Here is a 21771-nt window from a genome sequence, read left to right as displayed (position 1 = left end):
CGGATAACAACACGGATAACAACACGGATAACAACACGGATAACAACACGGATAACAAAACGGATAATAAAACGGATAACAAAACGGATAACAATATTGCCGGAGGAAAAGCAGTCGAACAGGATGTTGAAAAAAAGACGGGAAGCGATCAGGAAGAAAGAGAACCCAGAAGAAGACATCATAAAGATTCGTATCAGGACAAATCTGATGACCGGCCGTACGACAGATCGTCAGGGAGATCGAAGCAGAAGGTGTTTTTTAAACGGAAAATCTGCAAAGTATGTGCAAAGATTACAAAGATCGATTATAAGGATGCAGATACCCTGCGCCGTTTTACGACCGAGCGTGGAAAGATCATCCCGAGACGTATTACCGGAACCTGTGCAAAACATCAGCGTCAGCTTGCTCGTGCGATAAAAAGGGCTCGGATTCTGGCCCTGCTTCCGTTTGTCGAGAAGTTCAGGTAATCGGTATACATACGTCTATATGTGGTATATAAAACAACCTTTATCAAGCAGAAAAAGAGAGGTGTATAAATGAGAGTTATTTTAAAACAGGATATTCCCAATCTCGGAGAAGAGGGTGATATAAAGACGGTAGCGAACGGGTACGCGAGAAATTATCTCATTCCAAAAAAGTTTGCGATGCCGTACACGAAACAAAATCTGAAAATTCTCGATCAAAACAGGGTGGCAATCGAAAAACGGAAAGAAGCCAAACGAACAGATGCCTCATCGCTAAAGGAACGACTCGAAGCGGAAGAACTCGTTTTCATCATGACGGCAGGTGAAAGCGGCAAACTTTTCGGTTCGGTAAATAATTCGACGATCGCAGAGGAATTGGAAAAACGCGGATATCATATTGAAAAAAAGAGGATCGAAATTCCCGACAGCAGTATCAGAATGATCGGGGAGTTTGACATCAGGATCAAACTTTACGAAAATAAAATCGCAACCATGAAAATCAAGGTTGAAAAGCAGGGGAAAAAGGAAGAAGAAAAACCGCAAACCGAATGAGCAGGTAATGGTCGAAAGCAGTTTGAAAGACAAAATTCCGCCGCATAATGACGAGGCAGAAATAGCTACGTTAGGGGCAATATTACTCGATCCGGATGCCATTTCAAAAGTGATTCCCCTCGTACGCGCGGAAGATTTTTATAAAACTGCTCATAAAAAAATATGCCAGTCTATTATTGAACTCGACAGCAAGAGTGAGGCGATCGATCTTATCACCCTCACCGAAGATTTAAAGAAAAAGGGAGAACTCGAATCGTGCGGCGGCGCTGCTTATATTTCCCGGCTGACCTCTTCCGTTCCGACAAGCGCGAATATCGAATATTATGCCAGAATCGTTCAGGAAAACAGTCTCAGACGAACATTAAGCAGGATTTCTTCCGAGATCATATCCAGGAGTCACGATGAATCCCTCGAGGTGAGAGAAATCATCGAAGAAGCGGAAAAAAAGATATTCGAGCTCACCGATAAACAGTTTTCCGGTTCATATATGGTTGCCAAGGATATTATCAATCAGACAATCAGTGCGATTGAAAAGCATTATCATAACAAGGAAAATTATACGGGCATACCGACGGGATTCAAGGAACTCGATGAACTGACAAGCGGTTTTCAGGATTCGGAGTTTATCGTGATAGGAGCGCGTCCCTCTGTCGGGAAAACGGCCCTCGCCCTCTCAATGGCCGGCAATATCGCCCTGGAAAGAAAAATACCCGTCGGTTTTTTTACGCTCGAAATGTCGAGTATGGCCCTTATGCAGCGGCTGGTAAGCAGCGAAGCCAGACTCGATTCGAAAAAGATAAGGACGGGATTATTACGGCCCTCCGATTTTCACAACCTCCTTCAGGCCGCCGGACGTATTTATGAGGCTCCCCTTTATATCGACGATACGCCGAATCTCAAGCTTCTCGATCTCAGGGCGCTCGCCCGCAGGATGGTCGCCATGGAGAAGGTGAAAATCATTTTTATCGATTATATTACGCTTATTACGGCGGAATCCAGGGATATTCCGCGGCACGAACAGATCGCTGAAATCAGCAGATCACTCAAAGCCCTCGCAAGGGAATTAAAGGTGCCGGTTGTCGCCCTTTCCCAGGTACGCAGGGAAACGGAGGGGAAAAAACCGACCCTTGCCGATATAAGGGAGTCCGGTTCGATCGAACAGGACGCCGATGTCGTGATTTTTCTACATAGAGAGCGAAAGGGCGACGAGAGTGCCGAAGCGGACGGTGTTCAAACCGATATCGATATCGCGAAACAGAGAAACGGTCCGGTCGGAACGATAAAACTCGTCTTCATTCCGAAGTATACAAAATTTGAAAATTTATCGCATGATATACGATAATAGATAGAAAGAAGGAAAAAGAGTAAAGAAAAGAGGAAGGGAACTATGGGAATACGGGAAGATTATAATTTCGAATTGCTGGTCAATGCCGCGGAACGCCTGGTTCAGGATGAACTCGAGAAACAACTCAAGGAGAAAGAAAAGATATGCAAATGTCAGGATTGTATTCTTGATATGGCGGCTTATGCCCTGAATAAGACAAAACCTTATTACAGGGTATCTCTCCTGGGGAAATTATATTCGGAATCTGCGGCAGGATCGGAATACGGCAATGAAGTCAAGAAAATCGTCGCGGAAGCGATAAAGAAGATCGGAGACAATCCGTCTCACGAATGAGAGAATGGGAGCAACGGTTCATATTGTGGTGAATCGGGACATTGCCTGGGGACTTACGCAACGGGGATCTGTATATTGTGTATGTGACGCGACGGTTCTCCGCACTCACTGTCGACCGAAGCACGGCGGAAGGAATATTTTGTAGATTGAATATAGTGTCGATTTCTGAACAAGATACAATTGAATAGCAAATAAATGCCGGAGAAAGATAAATGGAATTCATTACATCGATTAAAGCAAAGGTAAAACAATCACCAAAAACAATCGTTTTCCCCGAGGGTACCGATCAAAGAATTCTCAAGGCGGCCGGGATATTGAAAGAAGAAGAGTTGGTGCGTTCCATTTTTCTCATCGGCAACGCGGTCGAGATCCGGGAAGCAGCGTGCGATGCGGGGATCGAGCTTGACGGCATGTACATGGAAGTTCCCGGCAACAAGGAACGTTTCGATGAATATGTCGATGAATATGTCGCGTTGCGAAAGCACAAAGGTGAAACCGTCGATGACGCGCGCCGGAATCTCATGAATCCCCTTTATTGGGGGGCAATGATGGTGAGAAAAGGTTGTGCGGATTCAATGGTTGCGGGCGCGGCTTCCGCCACGGCGGATGTCCTTCGGGCATCCCTCAAAATCATCAAGACAGCACCGGGTATCGAGGTCGCCTCTTCCTGTTTTGTCATGAGTAAGACCGGTTCGGCATGGGGCCGCAACGGGCAGCTTATTTTTTCCGATTGCGGTACTATTCCGGACCCCGATGCCCGGCAACTTGCTGAAATCGCACTGGCTGCGGCGGAATCATGTAAAAAATATCTTTCAACCGAACCAGTTATCGCGCTTCTCTCGTATTCGACAAAAGGGAGTGCGCAGCATCCCCTGGTGGCAAAGGTACGGAATGCCGTTTCCATCATCAGGGAAAAGGCGCCGGGACTCACGGTCGACGGAGAACTGCAGGCGGATGCCGCACTTGTTCCCGAGGTCGCCGGTGTAAAGGCGCCGGGTTCACCGGTCGGGGGAAAGGCGAACGTGCTCGTGTTTCCGAATCTCGAATCGGGCAATATCTGCTATAAACTCGTGCAACGATTGGCCGGATTTCAAGCCTACGGCCCCTTGTTGCAGGGTTTTTCTTACCCGGTAAGCGATCTTTCCCGCGGCTGCACGGTGAATGATATCGTGATTGTGTCGGTATTGACCATGTTGTAAAAACCCCGACAGCAGTTACCGGTCTACCGGCAGGAACACTCGAGAATTTCCCGTAAACACCTTTATCAATCGTCACTTCCGTATAGAAGTCCGGCTTACCCCCTTGCTTCTTTTTTAATCTCCATTTATTATGGGGGCATGAAGGTTATCATAGTCGGCTACGGCAGAATGGGAAAAGAAGTGGAAGCCGTTTTGCATGGCAGGAATCATGAAATTATCGGTACTGTTGATCCTTTGACCGGCGACAGTCCCGTCCTTACGAAAGAACTCGCGGACAGGGCGGATATTGCCATCGAATTTTCTTTTCCCGGTTCTGTTTTGGACAACCTTGCCCATTATACCGAATTCGGCATTTCCGCCGTTGTCGGTACGACCGGGTGGTATGACAGGGTGGATGAAGCGAGGGAGAGGGTGAAAAAGAGTGAAATCGGGTACCTGTACGGATCGAATTTTTCGATAGGCGCGCATATCTTTTTCAAACTCGTCGCCGAAGCGGCCCGTTTAATTAATCCGTTTCCGGATTACGATATTATGGGATATGAAATCCATCACAAGTATAAAAAAGATTCGCCGTCCGGGACAGCACTGTCGATCGGACGCGCGATTTTAGACAATTGCGGGCGGAAGGATACCATCCTCACCGATAAATGCGACAGAACGATCGGTGAGAACGAACTTCATATGGCATCGCTTCGGGGGGGGAACGTTCCGGGAATTCATACGGTCATGATAGACTCGGTTGCGGATACGATATCACTCTCTCATTCAGCCAGAAACAGAAGCGGTTTGGCATTGGGTGCCGTTATCGCTGCGGAATGGCTTGGAGAGAAGACCGGTTTTTATTCGATAGACGATTTTATTTCCGAAATTCTTCAATAAAACGGAGGCCTATTATGTTTGAAGGAGTGATTACCGCACTTATTACACCATTTGAGGAAAACGGCGATATTGATGCCGTTTCACTCAAGAAGCTGGTCGATTTCCAGATTGAAAATGGAGTTCACGGCCTTCTTCCTATGGGGACCTCGGGAGAAAGCCCGACCATGAACCACGACGAACATATCGAGGTGATCCGTATCGTCACCGAGCACGTCAATAAAAGGGTTCCCGTCATTGCGGGAACAGGTTCAAATTGTACCCGGGAAGCGATCAACCTGACCAAAAGGGCAAAGGATTGCGGGGTCGATGCGTCGCTTCAGGTTGCCCCCTATTACAACAAACCGACCCAGGAAGGCTTTTACCGTCACTTTATGAGTATCGCGGATAATGTCGATGTGCCCATCATCGTGTATAACATTCCAGGCAGAACCGGAAAAAATATTGAAAACCGCACCATGCTCAAACTGGCACAACACCCGAATATCGTCGGGGTGAAAGAAGCAAGCGGCGATCTCAATCAAATGATGGACCTGATCGCGGCAAAGCCGGACTCCTTCGTGGTTCTTTCAGGCGATGATAATCTCACGTTTCCCCTTATCATCCTGGGAGGCCGCGGTATCGTTTCCGTTACCAGCAATCTCGTTCCGGACAGGATTTCGGCTTTTGTCAACGCCGCCCTGAACGGCGATGTTGAAACGGCCCGGAAAAAGCACTACGAACTCCTTCCCCTCTTCAAGGCAATGTTTTTGGAAACGAATCCTATTCCGGTGAAAGCGGCCTGCGCGCTAAAAGGCATGATAAAGGAAGTGTATCGTCTGCCGCTCTGCCCCATGGCAAAAGAGAATAAGGAAAAACTCGTTTCGGTGATGAAGCAGGCAGCGCTGCTGTAGCAAGAAAAAGACGAACGCCTTTATTATTCGGAACCGATAATTTCATGTTGTATCAATTCGGTAAGGGTGGCTGGTATACCCGGCGGTGTGGCGGTACTTTTATATCGAAGATACACTCCGTCTTCGCTGTACCACGCATCCGCGGAATAAAAAAGAGACAACAATCCGTCCGCATATATTTTAATGCGATGGGCGTGATATGTCTTTCCGTTGATCGTGATATCTTCTTTTCCTTTTTTAATCATCACCAGTTTATACATCGTGAGATTTTCTTCCAGAATTCTGTAAAAAAAAAGCGAGTCGCGGCTTGAGTCTTTGATAAATGAAAGGCCGCTCATCTCAACGGAACCGATCCAGGGAAGACCGTACAGTTTGTATTCCTTGTGGATTTCCCTGCCATTCTGCCTGCCGGAGAGATAAACGATATCCCCTTTTTTTACGGCCTTGATATCTTTTTTTTCCGTCATATAGGAGAGTTCCTGCGTTTCATAGGTATCGTGATCGAGGATCATTTTTTTTATCCAACCGTCATTTCTTTCATAGACAATATAGGAGTCGTTTCTTTCAAGTTTCGTCCAGACAATTTCCGCCTCCCCTTTACCGGATACCTCGCGGTACGTAAAATATTCGTCTGAACAAAGAGGAGAAAGAGGTGCTGCTCCGATCATGACGATCATAATGGCAGGAAAGGTAACCGGATGTTTCATACAATTGAAACTATACCACATAATCCGGTTTCATTCAACCGAGCCTGTTCTCGTCCTTTCATCATAAAGCCGGAGTGCAAGCCGGATAAACTCATCGACGGATAATGATTCACTCCGGGTGTCTGCCGCGAGTCCTTCTTTTCCGAGAATGATTTCAAATTCCGCTTTTGAAAAATTCCGAAGGTTTTTTTCCCTTATCAGATTGTTGATCAGTGTCTTTCTCCGCGACCGGAATGCACATCGGACAATCTCAAAAAAAAAGTTTTTTTGTTCACGGGTCAGGGTGTATTCGGAAGGGATCGCATGGAGAAAGGTCGACATCACTTCCGGTACCGGATAAAAAGCGGACGGTTTCAGGTGAAAGCGCTCTTTTATCGAAAATGAGTACCGGAAGAGGATTGAAAAGGACGAATACGCCCTGGTACCGGGCATCGCATACATTCTATCGGCCGACTCCTTTTGAACGGTAATATAGAGGTTGGGGGGTAAAAAGTTTTTGGTGATAAATGAAAGAATGATGGCTGAAGCAGAAGCATAAGGAAGATTTCCGAATACTTTTGCCGGCATCCCGTATGCATTGAGTGCGTCCCCCCATGTTTTTACGATATCTCCCCGGACCATTGTGAATGACCGGTATTGTTCGAATCGTGTTTTCAGATAGGAGACAAGGCCAAAATCGATCTCAAAAGCGACCACACGCGCTCCTGCTGAAAGCAGGGGACCGGTCAAAGCGCCGAGTCCGGGACCGATTTCCCAGATAACCTCGTTTTTTTGAGGATTGACATACCGTATAATCTTCTTTCTCATTTCTGCGGAAACGAGAAAATTCTGTCCCCACCGCTTTTTGAGGGAAAGGTTGTTTTCCTTGAGGATGTTGCGGATTTCAGAGGGCGAATTGTCATTCACCGTACTCCTCCCGCAGCCGCTTTCGCATTGATTTCGAATCCCGCATCCTTTTTTCCGATGATACGCGCGATAGAGGAAAGGGGCCATAGAAAGATAAGCAAGACCAAGAGAAAAAAGACAATGAAAGAGTTTTCCAATTGAACGGATATACCCGGTATTGCCGAAAAAAAATCGTTTACCAAAAATATAAGCCGGTAGAGAAAAGAGAGAAGGTATTGCACGGTCCATCCTATAAAAGAAACAGGAATGCGAACAAGGATCATGAAGATGATGCCCGTCCATAGAAAAACGGTAACCAGGGGAACGATAAGAAGCGTGACAAGGATACCGGCCGGATAGATAATTCCGAAGCTTGCCATGATTATCGGCGCGGTCGCCGTTTGTGCGCCGATCGACAGCGCGAGCGGAAACCCGATGAAACGGGGAAGCCATGGCGCAAGGAATCGGGCCAAAGGTCTTCCGAGGATGATGATGCCCAGCATGGCTGAAAACGAAAGCTGGAACGAGAGTGAAAATGCGGCGAGCGGGTCGATGAAGAGAATGACGGCTGCAGCGATTGCGAGAAGATTGAGCGGTTCCCGTTCCCGCATGACAAGATACCCGGTACCGAAAACGATGAGCATTATTCCCGCCCGCAACAGTGAAGGTCTTGGACCGACAATAAAAAGGTAGAAGCAGACCAGAAAAAATCCTGCGATGATTTTAACGCGATGAAACGGGAGGGGAAAAAGCAGAAGTGTGATAAAAAGATAGATGATTCCGACATGGAGACCGGAGAGGGCGAGTATATGGAGGGTTCCCGTCTTTTCGAAACCCTCATGGAGAGTATCCGGTAAGTGTTCCCGGACGCCGAGAAAGAGGGCTTCAAAAAGCGAAGATGCGGGGTATCCCATGGTGCCAATACTCTCTTCAAGCATCCGTATAATGGAATAACGGATTTCCCATACAGGAAACGTAAAGCCATCTGCTTTTATATTATCTTCACGAGCGGAAGCGATAAAATGAATATCCGATTCGTCGCTGCCGTCGAATACGGAAAGGGTGGTGGCTGCAGATATCTTTTCTCCGGTATAACGCTTTTTACCGAACGGGGAAACAAGCATCACCGCGCCGCGCGCATCGGCAATGATGTCTGCGGAACGCACTGAAACAAGTCCGATATAATGGATATATCCGCCGTCCTTCCGGGCGACACTGTCTTTTTCGATATACCCCGAAATATAACGAACACGTGACAACCGGATACCGGTGTACCCCGCACCGCGTTCGGCATCTATTCTCGAGGAAAGAAAAAAACCTGAAAAAAAACCGAGGGCAGCGGCGATCAGAAAAAAGCCCGCCCGTTTAGCCGGGGGATGATGAAATCCAAAGAGACTGATACCCGCGCCCCCCGCCAATATCGCGATTATCAAACAGGGTAACACCGCCGTTCCGGCGCGCAGTGAATAGAGGGTGAGTACCAGACAAGCTGAAAATACAATGAGAAAAGAAATATTTCTATGGATCATCATATGTGCATATTTTTTAACTAATCCAGTTTTTTCATTGCGTCCTTTGCGGCGTTTTTGATTGTCAGACTGTAATCCATGTGTCCGACGGCAAGGAGGGCCGATGCCGCAACCTTGTCACCAAGGTTCGCCAGGCCGGCAATCAAAGCCAGAACGATCTGCAGATCGTACGGCTTGCCGCTTTCCGTCAGGGAATTGATGAATTCCAGGTAGAGGGTAAGCCGTTTGGCCGCCTCGTGGGTTTTCATGTTGCCGAGTGCACGGATGGTATCGATGAGATCCGATTCCATGGGTGTGCGGCCGTTTGAAGAGGCGACCAGATTGTTGAAATGTTCGATAACCAGTCCCGTGGCACTCGACCATCGGGCTTTACCAAGCACTTCCACTGCAATTCTCCTGATCCCGGATGCGATCGATGCGTCATCGGCATCCTTTTGTACGGAATGCAATGCAACATCGAGGGAAAACTCGGCGATTTTGCATTGTGCCGGTACGGACAAGTTTTCGTCTTTCCGTGATATGAGGAGGGCGGCCTTTTTTTCAGGAAACGATCCTTCCAGTATGAAATCGAGATACATTTGCGTTGTGTCTCCCCGTATCATGAAAAACGCGCGTTCGGCGGTTTTTGCGACCGGTGCAATATAGCCTGCGTTCATTGTGCGAAGCAGGGCACCGAATGCCGCCGGATCACCCATGTTGCCGAGAACCTCCAGCATCGCTTTTATAACATGGAGGTCGGGTTTTTTGCCCGCCAGCGTTTCGTTATTCCGCCGATCAAGCCAGTCCGCCATATTCCGAACCAGCTGCACGTCTCTTTTTGCAATGTCAGAGATGGTATCGAGAATGATCACCCTCATCTGTCTCGTCTCGTCAATGAGAAAAAGCTTCCAGAGCGTATATTTTGCCGGTTTGTATTGAATCGTATCGATGCACCGGACGGCAAGGAGGGCGATTTTCCTGAGGACCGGTATCGTTTCAAGCAGATCGCCATTGTCGACGACATAGGTAACCGCATCATGGAATAACGGCCCCATCCATTCGATGTCGCCGGCCGACGCTTCCCGGAGTAGAGCATATTTGTCGTCCGGCCGGGCAAACCCGAATGCCCGCTGCAGCTCCGTAAGTCCGGTTTCCGGTGTTTGGGCTGTTGTATGAAATGCAAGCACGATGAAAATAAAAATATATAACCTGTTCATAAATAATGCACTCAATCCCGTCTGATAATCTATACTATAGCCCGCTTTTTGTAAATATCAGGAGTCCTCAAGACGGCGCTCTCAGTATCGTAGCTGGTGCGATGATTTGCTCGAATCCGGACGAATAAAAATCCGGGGACGGAGGTCACGCCGGGTGCGCATATGGATATAGGAGTCGTGTGGAAATGAGGATATGCAGGACAGACGCATATGAAAAAATATTTTCACACACTCTTGATATTTCTCGGATAACCTTACACTATGGTGAATATGAATAAAATAAAGATTATCTGTACCATCGGTCCCGCATCATCCCGGCCGGAAGTACTCGAGAAACTCATCGATGCGGGAATGAATGTCGCCAGACTTAATTTTTCCCATGGAACATACGACGACCACGCGAAGGTGATCGGTCACCTGAAACGTATAAGGGAAGAGAGGGGTAAAAATATCGGTATTCTTCAGGATTTAAGCGGACCAAAGATAAGGGTCGGGAATCTGCCCGAAGGCCGGATAGAGCTTGCCGTGAACACTGAAGTGCGGCTTGTCCCCGGAAAAGAATATAGAAAGACAGGCGATATACATGTCATACCGGTAAATTACGATCATCTGCTCGAGGATTCCAGTGAAGGAAAAATGATTCTTCTCGATGACGGTTATATCGAACTGAGGATAGAAAAAAAGGAAGAAACGTCTCTTTTGTGCAGGGTCATTGACGGCGGCTTGTTGAAAAGTCATAAGGGAGTCAATTTTCCGGGCCAGGTTCTCTCGAACGAGATTCCGACCGGGAAAGATCTCGAGGACCTGCGTTTCGGAATCGAACACTCGGTCGATTTTGTCGCGCTTTCCTTTGTTCAGAAAAAAGAAAATATCGAACGGCTTCGAAAGGAAATAATGGCACTGGGAGGAAAGGCCCTGGTGATTGCGAAACTCGAACGGGACGCGGCGCTTCGCGAGATGGACTCGATTATCCCCGCCTCGGATGCGGTCATGGTGGCCCGGGGAGATCTGGGAATCGAGTGTGACCTCGCGATGATTCCCATCTACCAGAAAATGATCGTCAGGCTTTGCAACCTGCGTTCACGGCCGGTGATTATCGCGACACAGATGCTCGAAAGCATGATTTCGAATCCGATTCCGACCCGGGCGGAAGTAACGGATGTCGCAAACGCGATCTATGACGGATCGGATGCGATCATGCTTTCCGCGGAAACCGCTGTCGGGAGTTACCCTGTGGAGGCGGTTACAATGATGCGGAAGATAGCGAATAATGTCGAACGAAATCTCTGGCTCGACAGGGGGTGGGTGCGGGAGGAAAAACTCGATTATTCGATTAATCCCAGTCTCATCATTGCCGAATCAATCTGTACATCGGCTGAAGAACTCGATGCGAAACTCATCATTGCCAATACCATGTCCGGTACCACGGCGAGGCTTATTTCCATGTTTCGTCCGCGTGCAAAGGTGATAGCGATGACACCGGTTATGGAGACCTATTACCAGCTTTCATTGGTCTGGGGAATCGAGACCATTTTTCATACGGAACTCAATGCCAGCTTTCTGGATATGATCGCCAAAGATGAAGAAATACTCAAACGGGCGGGTCTTGTCGAGAAAGGAGACCTTGTCGTTGTTTCCGCGGGACTTCCACACGGAATAGCCGGCGGAACGAATGTGATGAAACTTCATACAATAAGTTAAGCGTCCGCCGGGCGGGGATGAAGGACATAGAAGATTTCCTCGTCATAGCTTTCAAAAGCTTCTTCCGTCTTGTCGCAATTGAACGCGATTTTTTCACATTGTTCCGAATATTTTCGGAAACTGTTTGAAATGTGCGGGAAATTGCTGATATTGTGGGGGGCGATAATCTTTATCCTGCTGCCGTGTGGAAGAAGTAGTCCGGTGAATTTTTCCATAAACGTTGAAAAAAATCTGATGGGCATAAATGTGAATGATTTTTTAATCTGGATTCTGTCGATGAGAACGATTTCCCTGTCACAAGAATAATCGAGCACATAGATGTTGCCCACCCACTCGTCGGAGTAAAATATCCTGATATTGAAAAACCGCGGATTCGCCAGATGATCTTTCGCGAGGTCTTCGTCCACGGTACAGTCATGTGAATAATATCCCTTCAAGTAATCATGATAATCCTTGCACGGATACAACGTGAGTTTTTTGTTTTCCGCGATATCGTTCCTGTCCAGTTTTTTTTTCTTGAACGTGTGGATGAGAGAATGAAATACATTTATCTGCGAACAATAAAAATTGGCCTCGAAAAAATTTTCATATTTATCGAGCAGAAAGAGAAAGTTCTGGAGAATTCCCTTTGCGCGAAGAAGTTCACCGTCTGCGGCCACATGTTCGTAAAGACCGATTATCTTGTTGATGTTGTTCTTTACCTTGCTTATCGACGTGTCGCGGTAAAGGGTATTCATCTGATCGATCACGCTTCTTCTGAGATTGGCAGGAAGCCGTTGTTTGATTATTTTATCCTTGAAGTGCTGGATAAAGGTGACTACCGAAGGATGAAGGAAAAGGCTCTTAAGAACGGACAGTTTTTTACAATAAAGATGCATAAATTCCCGGATCAGCCCGATACATGGCACCTCGTATGCTTCAATGCGTTCCCAGAGTTCTTCCTCGAATGTCGAGGTCTGCGTGTCGTATGAAATCAAGGCGATGATCGTCTTTTTCAAAAAAAGGCCGACCTCGTCATTCGATGTCGATAGAAAAATCTGGAAGATTTCTCCCATAAGGTCGATCGCCAGGGTACGGCGCTCGAGTTTGCCGATTATTTCACTTTTTTCCCTGATGCGGCCGCATGTGTCTGAAAAACGGTGCGCCGATTTCGGTTTGATTCCCTCGAGCAGGGCGATTCCGGTTTTGCATATAAGGGTGACAAGATCGTCGTAATTTTCCGGAAGTTCGTCCGTCACATCGAGGAACTCCGCCCTCAGTTGTTCGAACAGCCTGAAGGGGCGGTCATCGTCGAGAAAGTGGGGTATCGATGAGATAAGGGCTTCGTGTGTCTTTTCGACCGTTTTAATCGTCACATCGAGGCTCAAAGGAATTTTATTCAGAAGTGGGGGGATGACGAGGGGATTGGATCGGGCGAACGAAAGCATTGACTCGGGAAAGTAATCGGGCGTCGTATAACGCCTGAAAGCGTTTATCTGGGTAATTGACTGTAATCTGAAAGGCGGCGTCATGTGCATTGCCCGGTTGTTTCTTTTTTTTTATATCCGCTGCCGTCTGTCCTTCCGCCGGATTTCCTCGCATGGAAAAGGGGTCGTACGCGGCAACCCTCTCTTTTTTAATCCTTCGCCTCGATAGGAGCGACCGATGTATTTTATCTCGCTAAAGCGATAACCTGTCACCAATATTATACATCAGTCCGATATTGTCAAGCGGCGACGGGTGGGTTTTAACGGGATTTGCCGGCGTAACTGTTCCTTCCGGGCTGTATCGCACCGCCCGATTTCCCGCCGGTGTATGCCGGCGGTATAGCTGAGCGACCAATCGGAGAAGATGTCTCTCTTGAACACATCGATCTTTGACGCTACACTATTTGAGCGACATCCGTGTTCTGTAAAACGGCGATATGAGGGGGAGACGTGAAAGAGATATATATCGGGACAAGCGGCTATTCCTACAAAGACTGGATCGGGCCGGTTTATCCGCCGGGTACGAATCAGAAGGATTTCCTTTCCTATTACTCCGAGGAGTTTTCGATCGTCGAACTCAATTTTTCCTACTACCGCCAGCCGGAAGCAGGGATGCTCGAACAAATGATCAAAAAAAGCCGCGACGGGTTTCTCTTCAGTATCAAGGCGCATAAAGCGCTTACTCATGAGATCGATGAACACCTCGAAGAACAAATCGGACTGTACAAAAAGGGTATCGACCCCCTTATGGATCACGGAAGACTCGGTGCCGTCCTTTTTCAGTTTCCCTACAGTTTTCACTATACGGATGAAAACAGGAGGAGCCTCGATACGATCACAAAAGCCTTTGACGGATTTCCCACGGTGATCGAGTTCAGGTCGGATGAATGGGTAAGGGAGTCTGTTGTCGAAACGCTTGCCTCGCGCAATGTCGGTTTTGTCAATGTGGATGAACCCGATCTGCCGCGGCTTATAAAACCGGGAGACATCGTTACTTCCGATATCGGTTACATACGTTTTCACGGCCGGAATAAAGCCAACTGGTGGCAGGGAACCAATACGAGCAGGTATGACTATTTGTACCGTGAAAGTGAACTTGCCGAATGGATCGTACGAATAGAAAAGATTATCGAGACGGCAAAAATCATCCTTATCGCATTCAACAATCACTATAAAGGGCAGGCGGTTCAAAACGCGCGCATGCTCAAGGAAATGCTTGGTGAAAAAGGCGGCATGAAGGTTTTGTAGACAGACGGCCTTCGGCGGAGAGACCACCGTTATTCAAAAAGATCCATGACGCTGTGGGCTTTTACAAAGAGAAGCGGCGGCAGGCTTTTGAATTTTTCAAGCTCCCGCGAGAAAAAAAGCCTGTCCAGGGCAAAAAGCCTCGCGAGGCCGCTGCCCCGCTGGCCCGGCATACCCATCATGATAAGCAGCGCATCGGCGGAGTGTTCCTCGATGTTTTTGTGAATCGGTTTGTCGTCTTCTTCGAGTACCATGATCGAGCCTTTCAGCCGCGCGTTATAGAGAAGCCGCGTAAGATCCTCTTCCGCTTTTTCCTTTTCCTCACCTTTGAACAGCTTCCTGATAAGCCGTACGGATTTCTCGGATTTTTTCTCCCGCCTGTCGCTTCTGTTGATTATATAGGAGAGGAGGGCCATGAGATTGCCGTTTTCTTCCCCTTTCCACCAGATATCGATGCGTCTTGTTTCGGGATCGCGAATAATGCCGTGCTTGTAAAGAAGGACATTTTTTTGCATGTTGATGATTTCCTCGATAACGGCGATATTGTTTATCCTCGGATCGAGGGGAAGCAGGGCGGTATTTGTATTGAATCCGCCGGGGACCGATGATTGTAATATTGAAAGAATCGCATTGTTGAAGTCATCGTCGGGAATTTCGATGATCTGTGCTTCTTCGGGGATGAAGTAGGGCGGGGCGGGCGCTTTTTTGGGTTTCAATATATTGACCATGGTGAGTCCCTGAAGGGCGGATATTCTTCTTCCCATTTCCAGTGTCGATTCGGATTCTTCCTCCTTATCCGCCATGCAAAAAACATTGACGATCGGCCGCCAGTTCTTGGTCCCCTGGATTATCATACGCATCCGCTTGAAACCCCAGTTCAGGCCGCTGAAGAGAAGACCCCACCAAACGCCTTCGAGTCTGTTGCGTGTTTTGAATTTCAAAAGAAGGACAAAAATGACTATCTGTGAGGCAATCACGCAAAACCCGATGACAAAATTAAAGAGGGAAATGACGACCATACAGATGAGAAAACCGTAGAGGGAGATCGCCCAGTGACCTTTTGATGTGGGTCTGAAGCTCGGGTTCCCGCTGATTCGTTCAAGAAAAGCGGCGAGATTGACCCAGCCGTAGACGACGAGAAAACAGATACCGACGATCGTCGAAGCGAACCCTTCGTCACCCGCCCAGACAACCCCCATGATAATGAACAAGACAGCGATCGTTGCCAGGCGGGGTTCCTGACCTTTTCGTGTGAAATCCCTGCTTAGAAAAGAGAGAAATTTCGGGAGGATACTGTCTTTCGCGAGTGCCTGTGCCGTACGCGGGGCAGTCATAAAGTACGAGAGCGCAGATGAAAGTGTCGCGAAGACGATTCCGGTGAAGATTATCCAGGAAATAAGGGGCGCGGCCTGGAAAATTCTCGCGATATTCGGGTATTCCTTTTCCGTGGGACTAATCGTGATAATATTGAGAAGGTCCATTTTAATAAACGAATAAATGAATGTGACGGCCAGATAAACGAGAAAGGTAATACCGATGGCAAAAAAGGTCCCCTTGCCGAGTGATTTTCTCGGATTTCTCAGATTCCCGCTCATCCCCACTCCCGCGTCGATTCCCGTGACTGCCGGGAAAAAGGTGACGAATGAACTCCAGAAAATCAGCATCCATCCCGGGCGTGTCAATTCGGTCGTCATGGTGAACACGGGCGTGTCGTTCATGGTGATGTTTGATAACGGCGCGGAGAATATGGCCAGTATCGAAGCGGAGAGAACGATGAAAATGAGCAGCTGGATTTTGACGATAAAATCAGCGCCCACAACGGCAAAAACAAAAGCCAGGACAGCGACCGCGGTCGCGATGACCTGTTTTTGAAACAGAACCGAATATCCCCCGAAATAGTCCGAAAAAAGGGGCAACTGGATCAGTATCGGCTGGAGGGCTTTTGCAAAGGCGAGCACATAAAATCCGATACATGAAGCCTGCGCGATGAAAAGCTGTATTCCGATGGAACCCCCGAATGCCCTGCCGAGAGAACGCCTCGAAATAGCGAACATGCCGCCCGCACCGACATTTTCGAGGTTCGTCGTACAATCGGAAATGGAAAATGATGTGGCGAGTGTCGCGCTGTTTGCGAGAATGACGATAATTGCCATGGGAACGAGTCCGATGCCGCCGACGAGACCGGGAAGGATAAGGAATATGACCGCCCCTAAAATAGCTTCATATGAGGGAACAAAGACGCCCTGGAATGTGCCGAATTTTTTCATCGATATCTCCGTTTCAGTGAGAGGATACAGGAATAGTTCATGGTTTTGCAAGGCTTTTTCACATAATTTCGATATCGATCGAACATGTTTCCGAATTCAAGGGTTCCACAAACCACCGTTCCCTTTCCCTGCCGTCGACTAAAAGACGGTTTTGACCTCCCCGCCTGCACGCGACCGTATACCGGCAGCCGCGAAAGATACGTTCCATGGTAAAGCCTTCCCATGAGCCGGGGATGCACGGCGAGATCGTAAGCCCGTCGAGTCCCGGTCGTATGCCGAGGATATGGCGGGTGAACGCGATATACATCCATGAAGCGGTACCGGTAAGCCAGGAATTCGCCCCTTCGCCGGTATTCAGTCCGTCTTCCGAGCAGATCGTCTGGCAAAAAACATACGGTTCCGTTTTGAGAATATCCGCCCGGTCGTTTTTTTTGACGGGAAGTATCGCCGAGTAGTACTCGAAGGCATAATCGGGCCTTCCGAGCATTGTTTCCGCGATCACGGCCCAGGCGCACGCATGGGCGAATATTCCGTTTTCCTTTCTTCCCTTCACGTAGCGGGAGATGAGTCCGTGATCGGGGTCGTAACGGTCGAAGGGCGGTGAGATAAGTTTAAGCCCTTCGGGGGAATTGAGGTGACTCCTCGCGCTGTCCATACAGGCGAAAGCGCGTTCTCCCCGGGCGATACCGGAAATGACCGCCCAGGACTGGCTGTTGAGGAATATCCTTGCCGCCCTGTTTTCTTTTGTTCCGATTTTTTTCCCGCCGAACCCCCGCACGTACCACCCGCCGTCCCAGCAGGACTCATTTATCAACGCCGCCATTTCGGATGACTTTTGACGGATGGCCGCGGCATCCGAAGTTTCCCCGATTCGTTCGGCGAGCGAGGCGAGCAGGCCCGCGGCATACATATAGAGTAAAGCGGTAAAAACGGATTCGGGTGCCTCGGATTCCATCCAGAGATGAAGGGTGTCGTTCCAGTCGGCGACAAGAATAAGGGGAAGCCCGTGAGGTCCTTTACGTTTTTGGGTCGCCTGTAAGGCGGCGGTCAGATGATCGTAAAGGGGGGCCTTCACGTCACTGTCCGCGTAGGGGATGTTCTCCCGGAGGAAATCGAGGTCGCCGCTTTCCGCGATGTAATAATAGGCCGTGACGATGAGCCAGAGATGATCGTCGGAAAAATTTTTTAATTCAGCCCGGTGTCCGAGAGGGAAAAACTGGTGATAACAGTCCCCGGTTTCAAGCTGACAGGCGGATATGATCTCCGTAATTCGTTTTCGTACCGCATCGGGGATTCGTTCGCAGAGTGCGAGGGCGTCCTGGCATGAATCACGGGTACCCATGCCCCGTCCCTCGCCGTTCTCATAGTAGGAAATGTAGCGGGACCAGTCGAAGGTCGTTTTACACTGATACGGATGAAAAACATTGGTGAACGTGTTGATCATGCTGTCGGGACAGGCGATCGTGAAGCCGGAAAGATAGGATTGCCACCCCCCGTTCATATCAAAGAATGCCTTTTCCGCGTTTCCCGGATCGCCGAAATATCGGCTTGAGGCATACGCTTCTTCTTTGTTTGCAGCGAAACCGAGGATGACGATTACCTCTTTGCCTTCCCCCGGCTCGAGTGAGACCTCCGTGCGGAGCGCCGCGCACCCGATACCCCCTTCAAGGAGAGACCCCGAAAGCGAGGGCGCCTCGACGCCGGCCGGATTTGTTTCCGACCGGTATGTTCCGATAAAAACGTCACGGCTGCAATCGTAATCGTTCACACGGCCGTCGATACCCATAAAAGCGAATCCCGGCCGTTGCGGATCGTAGGCCGATTTTTTTTTCGCATCAAAGGCGGGATGAGGTTCGATAAAGGGATAAAAGATGAGACCGTTTTCGAAAAAACAGCGTGTCAGGTGAAGCGACCACTGAATGTTCCGTGATTCGGGTTCGCACCAGAGGGTGAACTCCGAGTACGGGATGACGGAGAGGTCGATGGGGTTGTGTGAGGTGTTTTCGATACGGAGATGCCATATTTCAAGTGAGTGTTCCGGGGGAACAAAATAGCATAACGAATGGGCGATATCCCCGTAACGCGATTCGATTCTGGTATACCCAAGGCCATGGCGGCATATATAGCGGTCGGGATGTTTCATGACCGGCTGCCATGTCGGGGACCAGTAATCGCCGGTCGAGTTGTCTTTGATATAAATGTAGCGGCCGGGTCTGTCTATAGGCACCCCGTTAAAACGGTATTTTGTTATCCGACGGTCGCGCGGATCCCCGAAAAAGGAAAAACCGCCCCCGGTCTGGCTGACGATTCCGCAATAGCCCCTGCCGTTCGAAATATAATTCATCCATGGAGTCGGGGTGTCCGGCCGGGTGATAATATATTCCTTTTGTTTTTCGCTGAAATAACCGTACTGCATGGATATATCTCTTTCCGCCTCAACCATAGTCGGAAATACTATGGCAGGTCAAGCAAAAAACCGATGATTGATAGAGAGGGTTGCTTGCATTGATTTATTCATCGATATAACATTAAGGGGGATGAGATGGTGAGGAACAGGCTGACCGCATCAGTAAGAAATTGCCGTGTGCATCGCGGGCGGGATGTCGCTTGTTTGAATAATATTCGCCAAAGGGTTTCCCTGTTTTCCGTAAACGGAAAGGCAGAAAGACGCCGTTTTCCCGCACAGGGCTTTGCGGTCATACTGTGCGTATGTTTCATTCTGCTGAACGGCTGTAAAAGTCCGCCGCTTGTCCCTGAAAAGGCGGAAGTCCCCGTTATCGAAGAAAAATTTCCGCTTCCCTCGACCTCCGACCCCGAGGGTCCCGAGGAACTGCCATATTATTTGGAGAAAATACCGCCGCCTGCGGAATTATCGATCGGGCTTGATCCCTGCTCGTTTACCCATTATCTCTATTATCGGATATTCGTTTATATGAATCTTCTCGATGTCATTCCGCAGAATGAACGGGTGATTCTCCTTAAGGAAATCTATACGTTGCTTCAAAAGGGATACCAGGTCAATATCGTCGTGAGGAAATATCTGGGCGTCGGTCCGATGATGGTTGCCCTCTATTTTGTTCATGAGTTCGGTGGTCCCGTCCTTTTTCTGAAAACCAATTATGACGAGGGTGCGGGTGTTCTCGTGCCCATGGATATCCCGAAAGAGGAATGGTACCGGTGTATCTCATCACGTTATTCGATCGTTGGAACGAAACTCGTTGAAAAGGAAAATTTCTATTCCAGGAAAACCGAATATGACTTTAAAGAAACGGAGGATATGGTCGGCCTCGCGCGTTTGTACGTATACGACGAGAAGGATGATAATGATGAAGCGGTTCCAGATTTATTGAACAATGCGCTTCTCATGAAAAAAGATACATGGGCCGGATTCAACATACTTCTTTTATTGTCGCATTATTATCTGCTTCGTCAGGATATGAAAGAATCACGACTGCGCATGAATCAGGCGTATTACGTCATAAATAACTCGGTACCGCCGGAGAGTGAACTTCAAAAGCTTTACGCTGTAAGGCGCCACGAACTCGATGTCGCAGGACTTCTCTATCGCGAAAATACCGATAACGGGGTCCCGAAATGAAAACCGTGAAGAACAGGGTAATAAAAAGCGATGAACGGGGTGATTTTTTTCTTATCTTTTCGTTATCTTAATGATGTCACCGGTTGAAATCGATTCAAGAATTTCCGGTTTTCCGTCGCATTTTCCCACGATGTTCACTTTGGTGACGAGTTTGCATTCGTCCCCGTCCGCGATCGGTGTCGGACCGAATGGAATCGCGAGTGATGTTCCTTCCACCCAGAAGCAGATTGTGCCCGGGTCGACTATCCGGCGGGCGTCGGGCGAAAGATCGTCGGAGACGGGAATGGTGAAATATACCTCTTTCCCCCAGAGGTTGGCACGCGAAGAAAAGGGAAGCGACAGATATATTTTCCGTGCAGTCTGCGTATCGTTAAGGGTTCCGGTTATCTCACCCTTGGCCCATGATATTTTTATCCGCATGAATGAGGCCTCCTTTTGTCCGGTACGGATTCTTTTTGTTTTTGAGATATTGTTTGAATATCCGGCACGCGTCGTAATAACCCTGGGGCCCCCTGAAGGTTGAAGAGACGTCCGCCCTGTAGAGTTCCAAAAGAAGCGGGAAAAGGGGCGAATCCATTAGTTTTTCCGTTCTGTAAAGGGGAAGTTTTTTTAACGCGTGCGGTATCATATGAAAACGAATGAGGAATGCGACATTCTCCCGAATACTTCTTTCAAATCCCATTCTCTGAAGAAAATACACGGCAATATGTGCCCCCAGTTCCGAATGGGAATTGAACGGCTTGTCCTGTGTTTTTTCGGAGACGGGTTTACCGATGTCATGCAGGAGGATGGCAAGAGAAAGGGTGAGGTCGGCTTTTTTTCTGTATTTAAGCGATTCGAGGGAATGCATCCAAACGTTTCCTTCAGGGTGATATTCTTTCGCATGTTCGGTCCGGTCCATTCGGGAGAGTTCCGGCCAATACCGTTCGATGAATCCATACTCTTTGAGAAGCGAAAGCCCCTTCCATGGGTACGGGGAGGTCAGTATCAATTCGAGCAGATGTTTCTGCATCATGGGAGAGGGAACATAATGATGCGGCAATTGCGAAACGATCCCGGGCTCGAGTTCATAATGATAGCGTGAAACCATGGCTGATGCTTCCATGAGGATGACCGTTTTGGGGAGGTTGTTGCCTGTGCAGACCAGTTTCGTATTTCTGAGATCCTGGTAGATTGTGTGCGGATCGAGGAAAACCTTCCGGTTTTCATGATAGAGGAGATTCATGGCCGTAAACGGGAACGACGGCGGTCTGTCCAAATCGTCGACGCACCTGAAGAAGATGTGTTTGTCTTCGATCGAAAGCGATGCATCCACAAAGGGGAAGCCGGGATATTTTAGCCCTTCGAATATTTTCGCGAGACTGATGAGGGTCGCGTCGGTATTGAGAAAATACGAGGAGGAATCCTTTATTTTAAAATAGCGATCCAGGGCGGAATAGCTTCCGAGGAGAAATGTTATTCCTCCTTTAATCCCTTCCCCAATAACAAAAGCGAGTGGTTCTCCCATTCGTCTGT

19 protein-coding genes are annotated in these 21771 nt (G+C 48.5%); 10 read left to right on the top strand and 9 right to left on the bottom strand.

Going from position 1 to position 21771, the window contains the following annotated elements:
- The first annotated feature begins 95 nt into the window (after window positions 1-95).
- The 7 genes from JW881_09230 (at window position 96) to JW881_09200 (ending at window position 5662) form a co-directional block, all read left to right on the top strand.
- Complete coding sequence (locus JW881_09230; protein ID MBN1697683.1) at window positions 96-467, top strand: 30S ribosomal protein S18; 372 nt, start codon at window positions 96-98, stop codon at window positions 465-467.
- 69 nt (window positions 468-536) lie between these two features.
- Complete coding sequence (locus tag JW881_09225) at window positions 537-1016, top strand: 50S ribosomal protein L9 (GenBank protein MBN1697682.1); 480 nt, start codon at window positions 537-539, stop codon at window positions 1014-1016.
- A gap of 7 nt (window positions 1017-1023) precedes the next feature.
- Window positions 1024-2358, top strand: a complete 1335-nt coding sequence (dnaB, locus tag JW881_09220; GenBank protein MBN1697681.1) for a replicative DNA helicase — start codon at window positions 1024-1026, stop codon at window positions 2356-2358.
- Window positions 2359-2403: 45 nt separating this feature from the next.
- Window positions 2404-2694, top strand: a complete 291-nt coding sequence (locus JW881_09215; GenBank protein ID MBN1697680.1) for a late competence development ComFB family protein — start codon at window positions 2404-2406, stop codon at window positions 2692-2694.
- Between the two features lie 212 nt (window positions 2695-2906).
- Window positions 2907-3893 (top strand): phosphate acetyltransferase, encoded by a 987-nt coding sequence (gene pta / locus JW881_09210; GenBank protein ID MBN1697679.1) that lies wholly within the window; start codon window positions 2907-2909, stop codon window positions 3891-3893.
- 138 nt (window positions 3894-4031) lie between these two features.
- Window positions 4032-4772, top strand: coding sequence for a 4-hydroxy-tetrahydrodipicolinate reductase (gene dapB, locus JW881_09205; protein MBN1697678.1), 741 nt, complete (start codon window positions 4032-4034; stop codon window positions 4770-4772).
- 14 nt (window positions 4773-4786) lie between these two features.
- Window positions 4787-5662 (top strand): 4-hydroxy-tetrahydrodipicolinate synthase, encoded by an 876-nt coding sequence (locus JW881_09200; protein ID MBN1697677.1) that lies wholly within the window; start codon window positions 4787-4789, stop codon window positions 5660-5662.
- Window positions 5663-5685: 23 nt separating this feature from the next.
- Here the strand turns inward: JW881_09200 and JW881_09195 are convergent, their stop codons facing one another.
- Genes JW881_09195 through JW881_09180 form a run of 4 tightly spaced genes read right to left on the bottom strand, consistent with a single transcriptional unit; the run spans window position 5686 to window position 9979 of the window.
- Window positions 5686-6369, bottom strand: coding sequence for a hypothetical protein (locus JW881_09195; GenBank protein ID MBN1697676.1), 684 nt, complete (start codon window positions 6367-6369; stop codon window positions 5686-5688).
- A 30-nt stretch (window positions 6370-6399) separates the two neighbouring features.
- On the bottom strand, window positions 6400-7275 hold the full coding sequence (gene rsmA / locus JW881_09190) for a ribosomal RNA small subunit methyltransferase A (protein ID MBN1697675.1): 876 nt from the start codon (window positions 7273-7275) through the stop codon (window positions 6400-6402).
- Entirely contained in the window at window positions 7272-8786 is a 1515-nt protein-coding gene (locus JW881_09185; GenBank protein ID MBN1697674.1) for a ComEC/Rec2 family competence protein, read from the bottom strand. Before JW881_09185 ends, rsmA begins: the two co-directional genes overlap by 4 nt.
- A gap of 17 nt (window positions 8787-8803) precedes the next feature.
- Window positions 8804-9979: a hypothetical protein gene (locus JW881_09180; protein ID MBN1697673.1), complete on the bottom strand. Its 1176-nt coding sequence runs from the start codon at window positions 9977-9979 to the stop codon at window positions 8804-8806.
- A gap of 270 nt (window positions 9980-10249) precedes the next feature.
- Here JW881_09180 and pyk point away from each other — a divergent pair, with 270 nt between their 5' ends.
- Window positions 10250-11680 (top strand): pyruvate kinase, encoded by a 1431-nt coding sequence (gene pyk / locus JW881_09175; GenBank protein ID MBN1697672.1) that lies wholly within the window; start codon window positions 10250-10252, stop codon window positions 11678-11680.
- On the opposite strand, the gene JW881_09170 is transcribed toward pyk, so the two are convergent.
- Complete coding sequence (locus tag JW881_09170; protein ID MBN1697671.1) at window positions 11677-13191, bottom strand: hypothetical protein; 1515 nt, start codon at window positions 13189-13191, stop codon at window positions 11677-11679. The two genes, pyk and JW881_09170, sit on opposite strands and share 4 nt — an antisense overlap.
- A gap of 405 nt (window positions 13192-13596) precedes the next feature.
- Here JW881_09170 and JW881_09165 point away from each other — a divergent pair, with 405 nt between their 5' ends.
- Window positions 13597-14394, top strand: coding sequence for a DUF72 domain-containing protein (locus tag JW881_09165; GenBank protein ID MBN1697670.1), 798 nt, complete (start codon window positions 13597-13599; stop codon window positions 14392-14394).
- A 29-nt stretch (window positions 14395-14423) separates the two neighbouring features.
- Here the strand turns inward: JW881_09165 and JW881_09160 are convergent, their stop codons facing one another.
- Together JW881_09160 and JW881_09155 are read right to left on the bottom strand one after the other, a co-directional pair.
- Window positions 14424-16658 (bottom strand): amino acid permease, encoded by a 2235-nt coding sequence (locus JW881_09160; GenBank protein ID MBN1697669.1) that lies wholly within the window; start codon window positions 16656-16658, stop codon window positions 14424-14426.
- 58 nt (window positions 16659-16716) lie between these two features.
- Window positions 16717-19074 (bottom strand): hypothetical protein, encoded by a 2358-nt coding sequence (locus tag JW881_09155; protein ID MBN1697668.1) that lies wholly within the window; start codon window positions 19072-19074, stop codon window positions 16717-16719.
- Between the two features lie 126 nt (window positions 19075-19200).
- Between JW881_09155 and JW881_09150 the strand changes: the two genes are divergently transcribed.
- On the top strand, window positions 19201-20256 hold the full coding sequence (locus JW881_09150) for a hypothetical protein (protein ID MBN1697667.1): 1056 nt from the start codon (window positions 19201-19203) through the stop codon (window positions 20254-20256).
- Window positions 20257-20307: 51 nt separating this feature from the next.
- Here JW881_09150 and JW881_09145 read toward each other — a convergent pair whose 3' ends face one another.
- Together JW881_09145 and JW881_09140 are read right to left on the bottom strand one after the other, a co-directional pair.
- Window positions 20308-20676, bottom strand: coding sequence for a hypothetical protein (locus JW881_09145; GenBank protein MBN1697666.1), 369 nt, complete (start codon window positions 20674-20676; stop codon window positions 20308-20310).
- On the bottom strand, window positions 20645-21763 hold the full coding sequence (locus JW881_09140; protein MBN1697665.1) for an HD domain-containing protein: 1119 nt from the start codon (window positions 21761-21763) through the stop codon (window positions 20645-20647). Before JW881_09140 ends, JW881_09145 begins: the two co-directional genes overlap by 32 nt.
- Between the last annotated feature and the right edge of the window lie 8 nt (window positions 21764-21771).

This window comes from Spirochaetales bacterium, from assembly GCA_016930085.1.
GTDB lineage: Bacteria > Spirochaetota > Spirochaetia > SZUA-6 > JAFGRV01 > JAFGHO01.
This window is presented reverse-complemented; position numbering and strand designations above follow the sequence as displayed.

Coding starts and splice junctions, on each gene's coding strand:
- pyk (MBN1697672.1), top strand. CDS start 10,250: ATGAATAAAATAAAGATTATCTGTACCATCGGTCCCGCATCATCCCGG.
- JW881_09150 (MBN1697667.1), top strand. CDS start 19,201: ATGGTGAGGAACAGGCTGACCGCATCAGTAAGAAATTGCCGTGTGCAT.
- JW881_09160 (MBN1697669.1), bottom strand. CDS start 16,658: ATGAAAAAATTCGGCACATTCCAGGGCGTCTTTGTTCCCTCATATGAA.
- pta (MBN1697679.1), top strand. CDS start 2,907: ATGGAATTCATTACATCGATTAAAGCAAAGGTAAAACAATCACCAAAA.
- dapB (MBN1697678.1), top strand. CDS start 4,032: ATGAAGGTTATCATAGTCGGCTACGGCAGAATGGGAAAAGAAGTGGAA.
- JW881_09155 (MBN1697668.1), bottom strand. CDS start 19,074: ATGCAGTACGGTTATTTCAGCGAAAAACAAAAGGAATATATTATCACC.
- JW881_09145 (MBN1697666.1), bottom strand. CDS start 20,676: ATGCGGATAAAAATATCATGGGCCAAGGGTGAGATAACCGGAACCCTT.
- JW881_09140 (MBN1697665.1), bottom strand. CDS start 21,763: ATGGGAGAACCACTCGCTTTTGTTATTGGGGAAGGGATTAAAGGAGGA.
- JW881_09195 (MBN1697676.1), bottom strand. CDS start 6,369: ATGAAACATCCGGTTACCTTTCCTGCCATTATGATCGTCATGATCGGA.
- dnaB (MBN1697681.1), top strand. CDS start 1,024: ATGGTCGAAAGCAGTTTGAAAGACAAAATTCCGCCGCATAATGACGAG.
- JW881_09180 (MBN1697673.1), bottom strand. CDS start 9,979: ATGAACAGGTTATATATTTTTATTTTCATCGTGCTTGCATTTCATACA.
- JW881_09215 (MBN1697680.1), top strand. CDS start 2,404: ATGGGAATACGGGAAGATTATAATTTCGAATTGCTGGTCAATGCCGCG.
- JW881_09225 (MBN1697682.1), top strand. CDS start 537: ATGAGAGTTATTTTAAAACAGGATATTCCCAATCTCGGAGAAGAGGGT.
- JW881_09170 (MBN1697671.1), bottom strand. CDS start 13,191: ATGACGCCGCCTTTCAGATTACAGTCAATTACCCAGATAAACGCTTTC.
- JW881_09200 (MBN1697677.1), top strand. CDS start 4,787: ATGTTTGAAGGAGTGATTACCGCACTTATTACACCATTTGAGGAAAAC.
- JW881_09185 (MBN1697674.1), bottom strand. CDS start 8,786: ATGATGATCCATAGAAATATTTCTTTTCTCATTGTATTTTCAGCTTGT.